This is a genomic window from Streptomyces sp. NPDC003036, assembly GCF_040611175.1.
GTDB lineage: Bacteria > Actinomycetota > Actinomycetes > Streptomycetales > Streptomycetaceae > Streptomyces.
Window position 1 is genome coordinate 23,019 of sequence record NZ_JBEXNO010000020.1, and the last position, 17,617, is coordinate 40,635.

At 71.2% G+C, this 17,617-nt stretch carries 13 protein-coding genes; 5 read left to right on the top strand and 8 right to left on the bottom strand.

Translation table 11 applies throughout. The annotated features are described in order from the left end of the window. Positions 1-20 precede the first annotated feature (20 nt). The 3 genes from ABZX67_RS16750 to ABZX67_RS16760 form a co-directional block, all read right to left on the bottom strand. On the bottom strand, positions 21-935 hold the full coding sequence (locus tag ABZX67_RS16750) for a carbohydrate ABC transporter permease (RefSeq protein WP_355360458.1): 915 nt from the start codon (positions 933-935) through the stop codon (positions 21-23). Beyond that, entirely contained in the window at positions 932-1,936 is a 1,005-nt protein-coding gene (locus tag ABZX67_RS16755; RefSeq protein ID WP_355360461.1) for a sugar ABC transporter permease, read from the bottom strand. Before ABZX67_RS16755 ends, ABZX67_RS16750 begins: the two co-directional genes overlap by 4 nt. A gap of 100 nt (positions 1,937-2,036) precedes the next feature. Then, entirely contained in the window at positions 2,037-3,359 is a 1,323-nt protein-coding gene (locus ABZX67_RS16760; RefSeq protein ID WP_355360464.1) for an ABC transporter substrate-binding protein, read from the bottom strand. A gap of 262 nt (positions 3,360-3,621) precedes the next feature. Between ABZX67_RS16760 and ABZX67_RS16765 the strand changes: the two genes are divergently transcribed. Together ABZX67_RS16765 and ABZX67_RS16770 are read left to right on the top strand one after the other, a co-directional pair. After that, positions 3,622-6,024 (top strand): glycoside hydrolase family 2 protein, encoded by a 2,403-nt coding sequence (locus ABZX67_RS16765; RefSeq protein ID WP_355360467.1) that lies wholly within the window; start codon positions 3,622-3,624, stop codon positions 6,022-6,024. Further along, positions 6,021-7,049, top strand: a complete 1,029-nt coding sequence (locus ABZX67_RS16770) for a LacI family DNA-binding transcriptional regulator (RefSeq protein WP_355360470.1) — start codon at positions 6,021-6,023, stop codon at positions 7,047-7,049. The genes ABZX67_RS16765 and ABZX67_RS16770 overlap by 4 nt, the downstream gene beginning before the upstream one ends. A gap of 59 nt (positions 7,050-7,108) precedes the next feature. Here the strand turns inward: ABZX67_RS16770 and ABZX67_RS16775 are convergent, their stop codons facing one another. From ABZX67_RS16775 to ABZX67_RS16785, 3 genes are all read right to left on the bottom strand, one after another. Continuing rightward, on the bottom strand, positions 7,109-8,686 hold the full coding sequence (locus tag ABZX67_RS16775; protein ID WP_355360736.1) for a cellulase family glycosylhydrolase: 1,578 nt from the start codon (positions 8,684-8,686) through the stop codon (positions 7,109-7,111). A 309-nt stretch (positions 8,687-8,995) separates the two neighbouring features. After that, a complete protein-coding gene (gene manA, locus ABZX67_RS16780) occupies positions 8,996-10,237 on the bottom strand; it encodes a mannose-6-phosphate isomerase, class I (RefSeq protein WP_355360473.1) in 1,242 nt (413 codons plus the stop codon). A gap of 39 nt (positions 10,238-10,276) precedes the next feature. Continuing rightward, positions 10,277-11,227: an ROK family protein gene (locus ABZX67_RS16785; protein ID WP_355360476.1), complete on the bottom strand. Its 951-nt coding sequence runs from the start codon at positions 11,225-11,227 to the stop codon at positions 10,277-10,279. A 118-nt stretch (positions 11,228-11,345) separates the two neighbouring features. On the opposite strand from ABZX67_RS16785, the gene ABZX67_RS16790 reads away from it, so the two are divergent. The 3 genes from ABZX67_RS16790 (at position 11,346) to ABZX67_RS16800 (ending at position 14,452) form a co-directional block, all read left to right on the top strand. Then, the gene (locus ABZX67_RS16790) at positions 11,346-11,516 is read left to right on the top strand and encodes a hypothetical protein (protein WP_355360479.1); all 171 of its coding nucleotides are present in this window, start codon (positions 11,346-11,348) and stop codon (positions 11,514-11,516) included. Between the two features lie 146 nt (positions 11,517-11,662). Further along, positions 11,663-13,960 carry a molybdopterin cofactor-binding domain-containing protein gene (locus ABZX67_RS16795; RefSeq protein WP_355360481.1) on the top strand — a complete coding sequence of 766 codons (2,298 nt, stop codon included), beginning with the start codon at positions 11,663-11,665 and terminating at the stop codon, positions 13,958-13,960. A 15-nt stretch (positions 13,961-13,975) separates the two neighbouring features. Beyond that, positions 13,976-14,452: a (2Fe-2S)-binding protein gene (locus tag ABZX67_RS16800; protein ID WP_355360484.1), complete on the top strand. Its 477-nt coding sequence runs from the start codon at positions 13,976-13,978 to the stop codon at positions 14,450-14,452. 135 nt (positions 14,453-14,587) lie between these two features. On the opposite strand, the gene ABZX67_RS16805 is transcribed toward ABZX67_RS16800, so the two are convergent. Continuing rightward, positions 14,588-15,430, bottom strand: a complete 843-nt coding sequence (locus tag ABZX67_RS16805; protein WP_355360487.1) for a LuxR C-terminal-related transcriptional regulator — start codon at positions 15,428-15,430, stop codon at positions 14,588-14,590. A gap of 661 nt (positions 15,431-16,091) precedes the next feature. Beyond that, on the bottom strand, positions 16,092-17,432 hold the full coding sequence (locus tag ABZX67_RS16810) for a PLP-dependent aminotransferase family protein (RefSeq protein ID WP_355360490.1): 1,341 nt from the start codon (positions 17,430-17,432) through the stop codon (positions 16,092-16,094). Positions 17,433-17,617 lie beyond the last annotated feature (185 nt).

Sequence of the window (17,617 nt, forward strand, 5' to 3'; positions counted from 1 at the left end):
CCATGACGGTCCATGACGGTCTATTTCGTGGCGCCTTGCGCGAATCCGTTGTAGATCCAGCGCTGGAGCAGCAGGAAGACGATCAGGGTGGGGACGATCACCAGGATCGCGCCCGCCGAGATGGCCTCCCAGTGCGCTCCGAAGGGGCCCTTGAAGCGGAAGAGGGCGGTGGAGATGGTGCCGAGGTCCTCGGAGTGGAGGTAGAGGAAGGGGATGTAGAAGTCGTTGTAGGTGGTGATCCCCTTGATGATCACCACGGTCGCGATCGCCGGCTTGAGCAGGGGAAAGATGATCTTCCGGTAGATGGTGAAGGCGTTGGCTCCATCGAGCCGGGCCGCCTCGTCCAGCGACACGGGGATGGAGCGGATGAACTGCAGGAAGATGTAGACGGAGACGATGTCTGTCCCCATGTAGAGCAGGATGGGCGCCCAGCGCGTGTCCACGAGCTCGAAGCTGTTGATCACCTGGAAGGTGGCGACCTGTGTCGTCACTCCCGGCACGAGCGTCGCCACCAGGAACAGCCCCATCACGAGCTTCTTGGCGCGGAACTCGAACCGGTCGATGGCGTACGCCGTCATCGAGCCGATGATCACCGTGCCGCCGATCGAGAAGAAGAGGATGAACGCGGTGTTGCCGAAGGCGGCGAGCATGTGGCCGTCGGTGAACGCCGTGGCGTAGTTGTCGACGTTCAACCAGTTGCCGGGGAGCGAGAGGGCGTTCCCGCCGGAGACCTCTTCGGCTGTCTTGAGGGAGGTGAGGAAGACGACGGCCAGGGGCAGCAGGACCACCAGCGTGGCGGTGAGCAGCGACAGGTAGGTCAGGACGGTGCCGGTCCCCACGGGGAAGCGGCGCCGCCGGGCGGGGCGGAGGGCATGCGCGGCCGAGACGGCCGTCGGCGCAGGCTCGGTCAGGGCAGCGGTCGGGTCCGGGGTCATACGAGGTCCACCTTGTCGTCGGGCACGAGGCGGCGCTGGATCCAGGTGATCAGGAGGATGATCGCGAGCAGCACCACGGCGGCGGCCGAGGCCAGGCCGGTCTTGTTGAACTGGAAGGCGAGCTTGACCGTCTGGATGACGAAGGTCGACGTGCCGGTCGCGCCGCCGGTCATGATGTAGGGGATCTCGAACACCGACAGCGAGCCGGAGATCGCGAGGATGGCGCTGAGACCGAGCACCGGTTTGATGCTCGGGGCGATGATGTGCCGGAACTGCTGCCACTTCCCGGCGCCGTCGAGCTGGGCCGCTTCGTAGAGCTCGCCGGGGATGGACTGGATCGCGCCGAGGAAGAGGACGAAGTTCAGCCCGGTGAAACGCCATACGGAGACGCCCGCGAGCGAGATGTTGGCCGAGGTGGGGTCACCGAGCCAGGCGTGGTCCGTCCGTACGCCGAGCCAGGACAGTACGGAGTCGAGCGTGCCGCCGTCCTGGAAGAAGTACAGGAAGACGAAGCCGATCGCGACGCCGTTGACGAGGTAGGGGAAGAAGAGGATCCCCTTGAAGAAGTTCCGGAAGCGGAGGTCGAAGCTGAGGACCGTCGCGAAGTAGAGCGCGACGGCGATCTGGAGGACGGACGCGGCCAGGTAGTAGCCGCTGACGAAGAAGACCCGGAAGAGCTCGGGGCGGCTGAAGATCTGTACGTAGTTGTCGACGCCCGTGAGGTTTCTGTCGGGGCTGACGCCGTCCCAGTCGGTGAAGCTGTAGAAGACCATGTTCGCCACCGGGACGTAGGTGAACGTGATCAGCAGGGCCAGCGGCGCCGCCAGGAACAGCCAGGGCGTGCTCCGCCGGAGCGGCGAGCGGCGCCACGAGCGCCCCTGCGGCTCCCGGCCGCCCGGGTGCCGCGTCGCCCCGCGCCCGGTCGTCCGGCGGGCTTTCCCCGGCGAACGCCGCGAGCCCGCGAAAGCGGCCCGGGGTGCGGTGTCGGTCGTCTCGGTCATGTCGGCCTTTCGTATCCGCGGGTGCGGGAGGGACAGGGGGCCCGGGCCGTCACGCCCCGGGCCCTCCTGGTCGCGGGACGCCGGGCGTTGGGGGGCGAGGTCAGGAGCCGGCGGACTTCGCCGCCTCGTCCCACCTCTTGTCGAGCTCGGCGAAGTAGTCCTGGAGGCTGCCCTTCTGGGCTCCGCGCGCGAGGTCGATCAGCTTCTGGCGGTAGTCGGGCTTGTTGAGGCCCACCTCCGCCGCGTTGTCGATGGCGTTCACCTCGCCCGTCCGCGCCTCGGACCGCTCCACGAAGGTGACATCGTTGTCAACAAACTCCTTGAGCGTGGCCGGCATGGGCGCCGCCTTCAGCGCCGGCACCGCCCCCTCCTTGTCGGAGTAGCCGGACTTGGCCGTGAACCAGTCGATCCAGGCGCGGGACGCCGACTTGTGCGCGGAGTGGATGCTGACGGCCTGCTGGTAGTCGGAGACGAGCGTGGCGCAGAACCTGCCGTCCCGCTGCGCGGGGAAGGGCATGAAACCGATGTCGTCCGGGGAGCCGCCGGCGTCCTGCGCCGCCGCCCGCATCTGGGTGACGGCCCAGGATCCGAGCATCATGGCGCCGATCTTCCCCTTGCCGAGAAGCCCCTTGGACGCCTCCCAGTTGGTGGTCGTGGGGTCCTTCTCCGACAGCCCCTGCCGCACGATGTCGTGGAGCAGCGTGTCGATGGCCCGGAGGTCGCCGCCCTCCTTCCAGGGCGAGGCCGCGCCCGCCAGCCTGTCGGTGGCCTTCGCGTCGCAGCCGACCGAGCCGATGTTGGCGGTCCACTGGACGAGGGGCCAGCCGTCCTTGAAGTTGGTGTAGTACGGCACCGCACCGGTCTTCGCCTTGACCGCCTCCAGCGCGTCCGTGAACTCCCGCGGCGTCCTCGGCCACTGTGTGACGCCGGCCCGCTTCCACAGCGCCTTGTTGTAGACGAAGCCGTTGGCCGTGCCGAACTGCGCGATGCCGTAGACCTTGCCGCCCACCTCGGTCTTGTCGCTGAAGCGGTAGGTGCGCGACAGCTCCGCCGCGGTCCCGAGCGGGGCGAAGAACTTCGGGTAGTCGTTCTTGGCGACCGCCGCGGGGATCATCAGCACGTCACCGTACGCCTTGGTGTTCATCCGTATCTTGACCTCCCCCTCGTAGTCGGTGATGCCCTCGAAGGTCACCTTCACCTTGGGGTAGGTCTTGTTGAACTCGGCGGCGTACCGGTCCATCGCCCCGCTCTGGACGAGGTCCGTGCGGTGCGTCAGCACCTTGATCTCGCCCGAGACCGCGCCCGGGTCGGCAGGGGCGGCCGCCGTCTCGCCGGAGGCGCCGCCGCCTCCGCCGCCGCATCCGGTCACGGTCAGCATCGTGGCGGCGAGAAGCGCGCCCGCGAGCGTCTTCGACTTCCCCATGTGCCCAACTCCTTCAGGGTTACGGCTCAGGTCTACGGGTGGGATGTCGGCACTATGTCAGCCGCGAGGTGAACCGGTAAAGCAAAAGTGTCCGCCGCGATGCGCAATCGTTACCGATAGCCCGTGACTGCCAAGTCCCAGCTGAGAAGTCTGCCCTTCACTCTTCAGCTTTACCGGTTCATGGACACGGCGAGTTGATCCGGTTAGGTTGTCCGGCGTCGCACACGCACCCCGCCTCGTCAGGCGATTGGAGCCGCACACCATGAAGGACGTCACCCCACTGACCGACGGCTGGAGCCTGCGCCACGACGGGGCGCTGCTCCGGGCCCGGGTCCCCGGCTGCGTTCACACCGACCTGCTGGCCGCCGGGGTCATCCCCGACCCGTTCGTCGGACAGAACGAGACCGAGATCGCGTGGGTCGGCAGGCAGGCCTGGTCGTACGTCACCGAGCTGAGCCACGGCAGCCCGCACGAGCGCACGGACCTGGTCTTCGACGGCCTGGACACGGCCGCCGCGATCACCCTCGCCGGCGAAGCGCTGGGGACGACGCGCAACATGCACCGCGGCTACCGCTTCGACGTCACGGGGCGCACGGGCTCCCTGGAGGTTCGTTTCGCCTCCGCGTACGACGAGGCCGAGGCCGTCCGCGCGCGGACCGGTGAGCGGCCGAACGTCTACCCGGAGCCGTTCCAGTACATCCGCAAGATGGCCTGCTCCTTCGGGTGGGACTGGGGCCCGACCGTGGTGACGGCGGGCATGTGGCGCCCGGTGCGGCTGGAGCACTGGTCGACGGCGCGGATCGACCGGGTCCGCCCCCTGGTCACGGTCGACGGCGGGACGGGCCGGGTGGAGGTACGGCTCCGGGTGGAGCGCACGGAGCGAGGCGCCGGGCGTCCGCTGACCGCCCGCGCCGCCGTCGGGGGCTGCGAGGCCGAGGTCTCCTTCACGGGCGAGGAGGCCGTGCTGCGCCTGGAGGTCGCGGAGCCCCGGCTGTGGTGGCCCCGCGGCTACGGCGAACAGCCCCTGTACGACCTGGAGGTGACGCTCCTCGACGAGGGGTCGGCGCTGGACACCTGGCGGCGGCGGATCGGGTTCCGCACCGTCGGGATCGACCGGTCGGCCGACGCGCACGGCACGGGCTTCACCTTCGTCGTCAACGGCGTACGCATCTTCGCGCGCGGCGTCAACTGGATCCCCGACGACGTCCTGCCGTCCCGCGTCACCCCGGAGCGGTACCGGGCGCGGCTGGCCCAGGCGGCGGAGGCGAACGTCGACCTCGTCCGGGTGTGGGGCGGCGGCATCTACGAGGACGACGCCTTCTACGACGCCTGCGACGAGCTCGGCCTGATGGTCTGGCAGGACTTCCTCTTCGCCTGCGCCGCCTATCCCGAGGAGCAGCCGCTGCGCGGTGAGGTCGAGGCCGAGGCGCGCGACAACGTTGTCCGTCTGATGCCCCACCCGAGCCTGGTGCTGTGGAACGGCAACAACGAGAACCTGTGGGGCTTTCGCGACTGGGGCTGGGAGCCCTCTCTCGCGGGTGATTCCTGGGGCGAGGGCTACTACCTGGGGCTGCTCCCCCGGATCGTCGCGGAGCTCGACCCGACCCGCCCCTACACGGCCGGCAGCCCCTGGTCGGGTTCCTGGGACCACCACCCGAACGACCCCCGGCACGGTACGCACCACTCCTGGGAGGTGTGGAACCGCGAGGACTACGCCGCGTACCGGGCGAACGTGCCGCGCTTCGTGGCGGAGTTCGGCTGGCAGGCGCCGCCCGCCCTGGCGACGCTGCGGCGCGCCCTGCCCGGTGAGGAGCTCGCCCCGGACTCCCCCGGCATGCTGCACCACCAGAAGGCCGAGGACGGCAACGGCAAGCTGAACCGCGGTATCGCCCGCCACTTCGCGCTCCCCGAGGACGACTTCGACCGCTGGCACTACCTGGCCCAGGTCATCCAGGCCCGGGCGGTCGCCTCCGGTATCGAGCACTGGCGGGCGCACTGGCCGGTGTGCGCGGGCACGGTCGTCTGGCAGCTCAACGACTGCTGGCCGGTGAGCTCGTGGGCCGCCGTCGACGGCGACGGCCGACCCAAGCCGCTCTTCCACGCGCTGCGCCGGGTGTACGCCGACCGCCTGCTGACCCTGCTCCCGGGCGACGAGGGACCAGTGCTCGCCGTCGACAACCAGTCCGCCGCCCCCTGGCGTACGGCCGTGACCCTGCGGCTGCTCGAAGCGGACGGCCGGGTGGTCCGGGAAACGGTCATCGAGGTGGCGGCCGAAGCGCGGTCGGTGGTGCGGACGGTGCTTCCGGAGAAGCTCTCTCCGGCCCCGGGCTCGTCGCAGGAGTTCCTGGTCGCCGACGCGGATGGGCTGCGCGCGCTCCACTTCCCCGTACCGGACAAGGAGTTCGCGTACCCCCGGGCCCGGTACGACGTGCGTACGGAGCCGGTGCCCGGGCAGAGCGGCGCCGTCGACATCGTGGTCACGGCGCACACCCTGGTCAGGGACCTGCTGCTGCAGGCGGACCGGCTCGCGCCCGGAGCGGTCGCGGACAGCGGTCTGCTGACCCTGCTCCCGGGTGAGGAGGCCCGGATCCGGGTGACCGGGTGCGACGGGGGCGTGGAGGCGGCGGCGGTCCGAGCCGCGCTGTTCAGCGTGGACCCGGCGTGAACCCGGCCTCCCCGCGCGTCACCATCAACGACGTCGCCGCGCGCGCCGGCGTGTCGAAGGGCGCCGTCTCGATGGCGTTCAACAACCGGCCGGGGGTCTCCCAGGCCACCCGGGAGCGTATCTTCGAGGCCGCTCGCGAGCTGGGCTGGTTCCCGCACCAGACCGCGCGCAGCCTCTCCAGCCGACGAGTCGACATCGTCGGCCTGGCGATCTGCCGCCCGGCGAGGCTCCTCGGCCTGGAGCCCTTCTACATGGAGTTCGTCTCCGGCATCGAGAGCGTGCTGGCGGAGCGCTCGTGTTCGCTCCTGCTCCGCCTGGTCCGCGATCTGCGCGAGGAGATCACGCTGTACGAGGGGTGGTGGCGCGGCAAGATGATCGGCGGCGCCATCCTGGTCGACTTCCACGAGAACGACCCCCGGGTCCCCGCGCTCCGCGCCCTCGGGCTCCCCGCGGTCGCGGTCGGGCACCCGTCGCTGACCGGCGGCTTTCCTTCCGTATGGACGGACGACGCGACGGCCGTGTCGGAGGCGGTGCGGTACCTGGCGGCGCTCGGCCACCGGCGCATCGCTCGCGTGGGCGGCCCCGCCGGTCTCGGGCACAGCGGCATCCGGGCGGCGGCCTTCGAGGCGGCGATGGCCGGTCTCGGCCTGGACGGCCGCCGCCAGGTGGCCACCGGCTTCGCGGGTGAGGACGGCGCCCGGGCGACCCGCGGTCTGCTGCTGGCGCCGGAGCGGCCGACGGCGATCGTGTACGACAACGACATCATGGCCGTCGCGGGCGCGGCGGTGGCCTCGGAGATGGGGCTGACCGTGCCGGACGACGTGTCGCTGCTCGCGTGGGACGACTCCCAGCTGTGCCGGCTGACGCATCCGCCGCTGTCGGCGATGAGCCACGACGTGCACCACTTCGGTGCGGTGGTCGCCCGCGGCCTGTTCGGGGTGATCGACGGCTCGGGTGGCGCGTCGCTCCAGGTCCCGACGCCGTCGCTGACGCCCCGCGGGTCCACCGGGCCGCCGCGGCGTTAGCGGTACGCGGCCGGATTGCGCGTACGCCGGGGCCGGCCCCGGCGTACGCGCGGTCCGGGTCAGCTCTTGGCGCAGGCGGCGCCGTTGAGGGTGAAGGCGGCGGGGACGCCGTTGCCTCCGGTGGAGGAGCCGTTGATGCCGAAGCTCACGAACCCGCCGGCCGGGATGGTGGCGGTCCACTGCTCGGGGGTGGCGCGGACCTGGGCGCCCTGCTGGACGGCCTTGGCGTTCCAGGCGGAGTTGAGCGTCTGGCCGCCGGGGAAGGCGAAGTCGAGCTGCCAGCCCTTGATCTCCCGGGTGCCGGTGTTGCGGATGGTGACGTCGGCGTTGAAGCCGCTGCCCCAGTCGCTCAGGCGGTAGGAGACGGCGCAGGTGCCGGTGGCGGGGCCGTCGGCGGTGGTGACGGCGACGGTGGCGGAGCGCGGGGAGCGGTTGCCGGCGGCGTCGCGGGCGTAGACGGCGAAGGTGTAGGGGGTGGCGGGGGTCAGGCCGGTGAGCGTGGTGCCGGTGGTGGCGGTGGTGGTGACGGGCGTTTCCCGGGTGCCGTCGACGCGTACGACGTCGTAGGCGGTGACGCCGGTGTCGTCCGTGGCCGCGGGCCAGGCCAGCCGGGCTCCGGTGGAGGTCACGTCCGAGGCGGTGGGCTTGCCGGGGGCCGTCGGGGCCTGGGTGTCACCGCCGCCTCCGGAGCCGTACACGCTGGCCTCGCGGGAGGTCTGCTTGATCCCGTTCGGGCCGTCGAAGAAGCGCGTGCCCCAGGGGGACAGCCGGCCCGCGTCGAAGCCGGTGGCCATGTCGAGGTACTCGACGCCGCCGCCGTTGCCGCTCCAGGACCAGCCGAGGTAGCCGAGGTTCAGCTGCTGGGCGGTCGCCATGATGGCGTCTTCGTCGGGGTTGCCGTCGGAGTGGGCGTCGCCGAACTCGCCGACCACGATGGGCAGTCGGCGGGAGACGAACCGGCCCAGGTAGTCCTGGACCTCGGCGGCGGTGTCGTACACGCCGTACATGTGGATGGAGAAGACGGTGTTGCCCTGCGGATCGGCGGCGAAGACCGCCGGCGCGTTGTCCCGCATGGTGAAGGTCCAGTCCTGGCCCCAGTTGGGGGCGTCCGCCATGAGGGTGTGCTGGAACCCGGCGGCCCGCATGCGCGTGATGGCGTTCGTGGTGTCCGCGGTCCAGGCCGCGTAACCGGTGTTCCCGTGCGGCTCGTTGCCGAGGTTCAGGATGACGTACTTCTCCTGCCCCTTGACCGCGTTCTGGACCTCTATCCAGTAGTCGACGGCCTTGGAGAGTGAGACCGCTCCGCTCTGCTCGCCGTACCCGGTGGTGTCATGGGGTTCGAGGACGCAGACGAGTCGGTTGGCCTTGCACTGGCTGACGACGTTCGCGACGTCGGCGGTGTCGTTCTTCGTCCAGCGGTCGCCCGTACTGAGCACGACCCGCACGGAGTTGGCCCCCAGCGCCTTGATGTCGGTGAGCGCCTGGGTCGTTCTGGTGGTGTACCACGTGTGGGCGTGGTTCACGCCCCGGAGGACGAAGTCGTTGCCGTTCGCGTCGAGGAGTCTGCCGTCCCGTACGTGGAAGCCGGCGGCGGCCGGCTCCGCGGCCGCCTGGGCGGCCGGGGGGCCGGTGAACATGGTGGCGGCGACGGCCAGCAGCGCTCCCGCCGCGGTGGCCAGTTTCCTGCTCATGGGGTGCTCCGATTCGGTCGCGCGCACACCGCGGTCGTGAACTGCGCGGCGTGCGGCTTTCCTGGTGTGGAGGGTGCTGTGCGCCCGGCGGCTCGACGCGTTCTCCGACGGCTGTCGGCGGTCTCCTCGGTGGCCGTCGGGGTGGTACGCGTACGGGCGTCGAAGCCGACCGGTAGCCCGCTGAGGGAGCGGGCGCGGTCGAGGCTAGAGCGGGGCGGTAATCGAAAACAAGAGAAACAACGGAACCGGTTAAGTTTAGTGAGGGGAGCGGTTCGGCCCCTCGCCGGTCACGCCGGCGGTGGCCACTCCGCCGGTGGTCACGCCGGCGGTGGCGCGGAAGACCTCGCCGTCACCGGCCACGGTGACGCGCTCCCAGGCGGGTACGTAGACGGCGCCGCCCGGTCCGATCCTCAACGAGCCCTCAGCGGACGTGAGGTGGGCCTCCCCCCGGGCGCAGAGGACGATCTGCGCGCCACCCGGGTCGAGCGGCAGCGGGGCCGCCTCCGGGCGGAGCGGGATGCGGGAGAGGCGGAAGTCGTCGACGGGCGCGGGATACACGAGCTCCGCCCCTTCCCGGCGGGGGACGAGGGCGCGGCGCGGCGGGGCATGGAAGCGAACCACGCTCACCAGCTCGTCGCGGTCGATGTGTTTGCCCGTCAGGCCGCAGCGCAGGACGTTGTCGGAGCCGGCCATGATCTCCACTCCGAGGCCGGAGAGGTACGCGTGCGGCACGCCCGCGCCGAGGAAGAGCCCCTCCCCCGGGGCGAGTCGCACGTGCCGCAGCATGAGGGCCGGCAGGAGGCCGGGGTCCCCGGGGTGGGCGCGTGCGACCGCCCGGTAGGCCACGAGGTCCGCGCGGTGCGGTCCCCCGCGGTCCGCCTCGCGCGCCACCGCCTCGGTGACGCCGTCGAGCAGGTCGGCGCCCGGCGACAGGAAGGCGGTGAACACCTCCTTCAAGGCGGCTTTCGCCGGGCTGGTGCGCAGCCTGCGGAGGTGGGGCTCCAGGCCCGGCACGCCCAACCGCTCCAGCAGGGCGGCGCACGCGCGGGGTGTCCTGAACCCGCAGAGCCCCTCGAACGGCGTGAGGGCGACGATCATCTCCGGCTTGTGGTGGCCGTCCCGGTAGGTGCGGTGCGGCGCGTCCACGGGGATGCCCCGGGCGTTCTCCGCCGCGAAGCCCGCCGCGGCCCGGGCGGCGTCGGGGTGGACCTGGAGCGAGAGCGGGGCGTCGGCGGCGAGGAGCTTCAGCAGGAAGGGCAGCCGCGGTCCGAACCGGCGCACGCCGGCCGCGCCCAGCTCTCTCTCCGGGTCGGCGGCGATGACGCGGTCGAGCGGCAGCGCGCCGCCGCCGCGGTCGACCCGCGAGGGCGCGGCGGGGTGCGCGCCCATCCACAGCTCGGCCTGGGGTTCTCCGGTGGGCGGCGTGCCCATCAGCCGGGGCAGTGCGGTGGTGGAGCCCCAGGCGTAGGGCTGGATGGTGGTGGCCAGCAGGTCCATGGCGTCGGCGTTCCTTGTTGTTCCTCGGCTGGGGGTGGCTCAGGGGCGGGCGGCGGGCAGTCCGGTGGCTGCCGCGGCGACGGCCGCCGCACCGATCAGGCCGGCGTCGAGGGCGAGTTCGGCGGGGACGACCGGCACGTCGCGGGCGAAGTCGAGGACGGCGTAGGCGTCGAGGTGGCGGCGGAGCGGGTCGAAGAGCGTCTCCCCGGCCTGGGCGACGCCGCCGCCGATCACCACGAGATCGAGTTCGACCAGGTTGATCGTCGCGGCGATGCCCGCCGCGAGCGCCCGCGCGGCGCGGTCGTAGGCGGCGAGCGCCCGCGGGTCGCCCTCGCGGGCGGCCGCGGCGACGGCCGCCGCCGTCGGTGCCACGCCGGCCGGTGGCGCCCAGCCGGAGTCCAGCGCGCGGGCGGCGATGGCCGTACCGCTGGCGAATCGCTCCACGCAGCCGCGCGCCCCGCAGGGGCACAGGGGGCCGTTCACGTCCACGGTGATGTGGCCGATGTGGCCCGCGTTCCCGGAACCGCCGGTGTGCGGGGCGCCGTTGAGGATCAGCCCGCCGCCCACGCCGGTGGAGACCACCATGCACAGGGCGTCGCGCACCCCTCGGGCGGCGCCTCTCCAGTGCTCGGCCGCCGCCATCGCGACCGCGTCGCCGACCAGCACGGGCCGGACGCCGGCGGGCACCCCCGGGTGGGCCCGCACCCGCTCCACGAGCGGGAACGCGCGCCAGGACGGGATGTTGACGGGGCTGACCGTACCGGCGACGGTGTCGACGGGGCCGGCGCTGCCGATGCCCAGACAGGACAGCTCGGGCCATCTCCGGTGCGCGGCCAGCTCGTCCAGTACGGAGTCGACCGCCGCCATGAGGTCGTCCGCCGGCCCCTGGGCCGGGGTGGCGCGTCGGCAACGGGCCACCAGGCGGCCGTCGGCGTCGACGAGCGCCCCGGCGATCTTCGTACCGCCGATGTCGAGTGCTGCGTACACCATCGCGTGGACCCTTCCGTCGCGGTGAAGCTGCGGGTGTGTGTCCGTCACTGTGCACGCGCTTTGACAACGTTGTCTAGTAAACCAGTTCAGTTAAGTCAGCGTTCAGTAAAGGAGCAGTGTGGGCCCCGGCAACAGGGCTTCCATAGCCGTCGAGGGCCTGATCCCCCTGCCGCTGGTTCCGGAGGCCGCCTGGGCCGTGGAGGAGGTCCTCCGCAAGTTCGTGCTGCTCTTCCTGTCGGAGAGGCGGGGCATCCAGCTCGAAATCCCCGACGCGAACCGTCCGTTCTGAGCCACACCGGCGCCGCCGGGGCGCGGGATCCCGCCGCTCCCCGGCGGAAACGAGTGGCGGGAGGGGAAGATGACGAGATGACGGGTCCTGATCGTACGAGTCACCCCGAGCCCGGTGCGCCTGTGCCTGTGCCTGTGCCTGACGCTGTGGCTGCGCCCGCGCCCGCCCTCGCGAGGCGGCGGTTCCTCGGTTACGTACTGGCCGCGCCGACGCTGGTGACCGCCGCCGAGCTCGGTCCGGCGCCGAGGGCCGCCGCGGCCGAGGCCCCCTCGCCGGCCATCCCCTCACCGGACATCACGGAGCTGGTCGACCTCAACGACGTGATGACCGCGGCGGCTCTGCCGACCTCGCACCTGATCACGGTCGAGGTCAACGCGGACGGCACGGTGTCGTTCGCGCTGCCGCGGGCCGAGGTCGGGCAGGGCATCACCACGTCGACCGCCATGCTGATCGCCGAGGAGATGGACGTTCCGCTGGAGCGGGTACGGGTCACGCTGGCCGACGCCCGCCCGGAGCTCGTGTTCAACCAGCTCACCGGCGGATCGAACACGACCATCTCCACCTACACCCCCATCCGGGTCGCCGCCGCCCTCGCCCGGGCCCGGCTGCTCCAGGCGGCGGCGGGCGAACTCGGCGCGGCCGTCCCCGACCTCACCCTGAAGGCCGGAGTCGTCACCGGCCCGGCGGGCCGGAGCATCGGCATCGGCGCCCTGGCCGGGAAAGCGGCGAGCACCGCGACACGGCGGATGTCCGTGGAGCTCAAGCCGCGTGAGCGGTTCACCGTCATCGGCAGGCCGCACCACCGTGTCGACGCGCTCGCCGCGGTCACCGGGCGCAAGAAGTTCACGATGGACCTCGACGTCCCGGACGCCAAGCCGACCATGGTGTGCCGTCCGCCGACCATCAACGGCAAGGTCGGTTCGGTGGAGAACCTCGCCGACGTCCGCGCCATGCCGGGCGTCACCGATGTCGCGGTCGTCTCCACCGGCGTGGCGGTGCGCGCGGAGACCTTCGGCCAGTGCATCGACGCCGTGCGCGCCCTGCGGGTGTCGTGGAAGCCCGGCACCGCGGAGGGAAAGTCCGACGACTCCGTTCGCAAGGAGCTGCAAGCCGCCGAACTGCCGCTCGGCCTGCCGCCGCTGACGCCGACCGTGGAAGGGAAGTTCACCTTCCACTTCCGCAGCAACAGCGCGCTGGAACCCAACTGCTCGATAGCCGACGTACGGCCCGACCGCGCCGAGATCTGGTCGAGCCTCAAGGCGCCGATCGTCGCGCGGCAGACCATCGCCGCCAAGCTGAGGCTTCCGCCGCACGCGGTCAGGGTGCACGTCACCGAGGGCGGGGGCTCCTTCGGGCGCAAGCTGTTCTTCGACGCCGCGCTGGAAGCCGCCGAGATCTCCCAGCGGATCGGCAAGCCGGTCAAACTCATGTGGCACCGCGCCGACGACTCCCGCCAGGGTCGCGCCCACCCCATGGCCACCTCGCGCGTGCGCGTCGCGTACGCCGGTGACACCGTCCTCGGCTACAAGCAGCGGCACACCAGCGTCTCCACCGACTTCGGCCACGGCTTCGGCGAGATCCTCACCGCCATGGCGGCGAAGCTGCCAGTGGGCGACATCGGGTTCTCCGAGACGTTCTTCCAGCTCTCCCAGTCGATGCCGTACGACTTCGGCCCCACCAGCCGGCTCCTGAGCGAAACCGACCAGGGTTTCAACACGGGCAGCATGCGCAACGTCTACTCCCCCGACGTGACCTGCGCCCGCGAGCTCATCGTCGACCGGCTCGCCGCGAAGATGGGCAAGGACCCCGTCCGGTTCCGCCGCGCGTTCCTCCGCGACGAGCGCTCCCGGGCGGTGCTGGAGAAGGTCGCCGAGGCCGGGGAGTGGGGCCGGTCCATGCCGGCCGGCACGGCGCAGGGCATCGCGTTCCACTCCGAGTACCACGCCGTCAGCGCCGTACTGGTGGAGATCGACTGCCGGCCCGAGACCGTCAGCCGTCCGATACGCGACGGGGTGGCCGGGCCGCGCGTCACCAAGGCGGTCGTCGCCGTGGACGTCGGTCTCGCCGTCAATCCGCTGGGTCTGGAGGCGCAGATGATGGGCTGCGTCATGGACGGCATCGCCCAGACCCTGACGGCCGGCCTCCACCTGCGGGACGGGCACTTCCTGGAGGCCAGCTGGGACAACTACTTCTACACCCGGCAGTGGAACACGCCGCCCGAGCTGGAGGTCATCGTCATGCCGGCCACCACGGAGGAACCCGGCGGTGCCGGGGAGCTCGGCGTCGCCGCGTCGATGGCCGCGGTCGCCTGCGCCTACGGCCGCGCCACGGGAACCATGCCGACCACCTTCCCCATCAACCACGGCACGCTCTCCTTCACTCCGAAACCGACCGTTCCGCCCATCCCGCAGTCCCCCACCGACGGCCTGGACCACGTCCGCTGACAGCTTGGAGATCACGTGCCGGAGCACACGTTCCGCCTCAACGGTGAGCAGGTCACCGTCGACGTCGCCGACGACATGCGGCTGCTGTGGGTGCTGCGCGACGTCCTGGGCGTCACCGGACCGAAGTACGGGTGCGGCATCAACGTCTGCAAGGCGTGTACGAGCCACCTCAACGGCAGGGCGGTCAACCCGTGCGCGGTCCCCGTCAAGGACCTGGGTCCGACCGACGAGGTGACCACGATCGAAGGGCTTCCGGCCACGGTGGGCGCGGACCTGCACCCGATGCAGCGTGCGTGGCTCGAGCATGACGTGGCCCAGTGCGGCTACTGCCAGCCCGGCCAGATCATGGCCGCCGTGGCGCTGGTGCGCCGGGTGGCGGAGGAAGGCCGCCAGGTCACCGAGGAGGACCTCGACTCCCTCCGCAACATCTGCCGGTGCGGCACCTATCCCCGGATCCGCGAGGCGATCAAGGCGGCCGCCGAGCAGATGTGAGCGGTCGTGCGCGAGCAGGCGGCACCGGGGTCGGCGCCCCGGTGCCGTACGGGCGTGAAGGCGCCGCCGGGTCCACCGGCGGCGGTACAACGATGTCACGGCGCCCGGGCGGTGCGAGGCGCGCGAGTGGGAGCGTCAGCCGCAGTGCTCTCGGGTGGTCTGCCGGCGTGGGCGCGTCTGGGGGCGGGGGGTTTCCCCGGGCGGGGAGCCGAGCGGGGAAGCGTCCGGTTCGAGAAGCCGCCGCTGGGACAGGAGGTAACCCAGCTCGGCCCTGCTGCGGCTCCCCAGTGCTTCGGAGACCTTCCGGATGTGCGTGGAGACGGTACGGGCGCTCACGCCCAGCCGGGCCGCGATGGTCTCGTCCGTGTGGCCGGTCACGACCATGCGGAGGACGGTCCTGCGCACGGAGTTGGTGAGTAAGTCGGGACGGTGCTGTTCGGTGGCGAGGGCGATGGGCTCCGCCCGCTCCCACATGTGCTCGAACACCTTGGTGAGGAACTCGATCGCACCGGGGTGCCGGATGGCCAGTGCGGCGCTCTTCCGTTCCGGCGCACCGGGGATGAAGGCGATCGAGCGGTCGCAGATGATGACGCGTTCGAAGATCTCGTCCAGCGTACGGACCTGGGCGCCTTCGGCCAGGACCTGCTCGATGTACGCCAGGGTGGGGCCGTGTGACCGCACACTGTGCTGATAGAGGGTGCGTTGTCGTACCCCCTTCCGTACGAGCGCGAGGTCGCGGGGCAGCGCCTCGGCGAGCAGCGCGGGCGAGCGGCCGCCGCCGGGCTGCGCGGTGAGCAGCTCCTCCTTGCAGGAGCCGACGGCCAGCCGCAGTGCCTCTCCGATGACCTCCTCGCCGCCCAGGTGCTCGATGGGCAGCTCCGCTTGGCGCTGGACCTTTCGATAGACGGCTTCCGCCGTGAGAAAGGAGGAGCGCAGGGCCTCCAGGGTTTTCCGGCGCTGTTCGATGTCACGCTCCACGGGACGCGTGAGCTGCGCTTCCGCGATTTTCGGAGGAACGGGGACGAACAAGTTCTGCCCCCCGGGCAGCGGCCTCAGGAGCCCGCACCGGAGGAGGCACCCGGGCACATCGCCCGATACCGTCCCCGTCTCCAGCGCCTCGCGGTACCACCGCAACCCCTCTTCACACAGGCGTACCACTTCGGAAGTTGCTGCTATGTCCGAATGTTGACGCATTTGCCCATCCTTCGTGTTGCCGCAGTTCGCGATCAGGATGGCAGTCAGGCTCGCATCGCCGCCGGAATATGCGCAGGATGGATGTGACGCAAAGAAAGTGGCCGAACGAAAGAGAAGTGACACCTTCCGGAAGCCGGTTCATCAGAATCCGCGCCGGATGTTTCACGCTCAGGAACAGCGCACCGTTAAACGTGGAAACAATCACATCGATAAGGTGACGATATGTGTTGGACCGTCAGCGCTGCACACACTTGCTTTTCCGCGCCCACACGCCCCACCCCTCACGTGCGGTTCGACTCGGCCTGGGGCTGACACACGGAGGCCACGGACCGCGCAATTCGCTATCCGGCCCTTTTTCCCCTCGATTTCACCTCGATTTGTCTCATCATGTGAGACGAATCGAGGTGGCCGCACGTCGGCCGTCCCACGGTCCGCCTTCCCGGGGCTAGTCATGGGCGAGGTCGTCCGGGGCCGACCGGGCGAGGTCGCCCAGGGTCTCGAGGGCGCGCGAAAGAGTACTGGTTCCGGGTGAGGCCAGGCCGAGGCGGATAGCGTGCGGGGCGCGGTGACGCCCAACCGAGAACGCCGCGGCGGGGGTCACCGCGATGCCGTGCCGCGCGGCGGCGGCGACGAAGGTGTCGGCACGCCACGGGCGCGGCAGCTCCCACCAACGGTAGTACGAACGGGGGTCGCCGCGCGTCACGAAGTCGCCGAGATGGCGTTCGGCGATCTCCTGCCGTGCCGCGGCCTGCCGCTGCTTGGCCCGCACCAGCGTCCGTACGGTTCCGTCCGCCTGCCACTGGGCCATCGCCTCCAGCGGGAACCGCATGGGCGCCCAGCCACCCGAGCGCAGCGACGCGGCAACACCGCCCGCGACGGCGGCGGGAGTGACCGCGAACCCGAGGGACAGCCCCGGGGACACCCGCTTGGACAGGCTGTCGACGAGGACCGTCCGCGCGGCCGCACGCGACGCGAGAGGCGGCAGATCATCCCGCAGGAAAGCCCAGACGGTGTCCTCGATCGCATGGATTCCGCAGGTCAGCAGCGTATCGGCCAAGTGGTCCAGCCGCCGCTCCGACATGGTGAGCGACAGCGGGTTGTGCAGGGTCGGCTGGACGTAGACGGCGTGCAGCGGGCCGGCGCGGTGCGCCTCCTCCACCGCCTCGGGGATGAGCCCGTCCTCGTCCATGGCCAGGGGCACGAGAGTCACTCCGAGCCGGGTGGCGATCGCCTTGAGCACCGGGTACGTCAGCTCCTCGACACCCAGCCGCGCGCCCGGCCGCGTCAGCGCCGCGACGACCGCCGAGATCGCCTGCCGGCCGCTCCCGGCGAACAGCACCCGCGCCGGGTCGGGGCGCCAGCCGCCGCGCGCCAGCAGATCGGCCGCCGCCTCACGCGCGGCGGCGGTGCCGGCCGGGCCGACCGGCCGCAGCACCGACTCCAGGCTCTCCGGGTGCAGCAGCCTGCCGAGCCCCTCGGCGAGCAGCCCCGGCTGCTCGGGGACCACCGGGTAGTTCAGCTCCAAGTCGACCCGGCTGTCGGCCGGTTCGGACAGTGCGGGGACGGTGGTCGCGGCGGAGGCGGCGCGCACGAAGGTGCCGCGGCCCACATGGCCGACGGTGAGACCCCGGCGGGCGAGCTCCTGATAGACGCGCGTGGCCGTGGAGTTGGCGATGCCGTACTGCTGGGCGAATTCCCGTTGCGCGGGAAGCCGGTCGCCCGTTCTGAGCCGTCCCGCTCTGATCTCCTCCGCCACCGCGTCCGCGACGCTCCGATAGTCCGTCATTGGCCGCACCTCCCGTACCGATCGGCATCGAAGCACAGGATTGCCCTGAGTTCAATATTGCCGATTGAACCGAGAAAGGATGGAGCTTACACTCGAGTTGCTCCGATGTATGGCTCCGCAGCAGACCGGAAGTTCCCCGAACAGCCCTGGGAATTACCGCAGTTGGAACCAGTGGAGACCAGAGT

What these genes read in the sequence shown, in the direction of transcription:
- ABZX67_RS16755 (WP_355360461.1), bottom strand. Translation starts at nt 1,936, where the DNA reads ATGACCGAGACGACCGACACCGCACCCCGGGCCGCTTTCGCGGGCTCG.
- ABZX67_RS16760 (WP_355360464.1), bottom strand. Translation starts at nt 3,359, where the DNA reads ATGGGGAAGTCGAAGACGCTCGCGGGCGCGCTTCTCGCCGCCACGATG.
- ABZX67_RS16775 (WP_355360736.1), bottom strand. Translation starts at nt 8,686, where the DNA reads ATGTTCACCGGCCCCCCGGCCGCCCAGGCGGCCGCGGAGCCGGCCGCC.
- ABZX67_RS16810 (WP_355360490.1), bottom strand. Translation starts at nt 17,432, where the DNA reads ATGACGGACTATCGGAGCGTCGCGGACGCGGTGGCGGAGGAGATCAGA.
- ABZX67_RS16750 (WP_355360458.1), bottom strand. Translation starts at nt 935, where the DNA reads ATGACCCCGGACCCGACCGCTGCCCTGACCGAGCCTGCGCCGACGGCC.
- ABZX67_RS16785 (WP_355360476.1), bottom strand. Translation starts at nt 11,227, where the DNA reads ATGGTGTACGCAGCACTCGACATCGGCGGTACGAAGATCGCCGGGGCG.
- manA (WP_355360473.1), bottom strand. Translation starts at nt 10,237, where the DNA reads ATGGACCTGCTGGCCACCACCATCCAGCCCTACGCCTGGGGCTCCACC.
- ABZX67_RS16765 (WP_355360467.1), top strand. Translation starts at nt 3,622, where the DNA reads ATGAAGGACGTCACCCCACTGACCGACGGCTGGAGCCTGCGCCACGAC.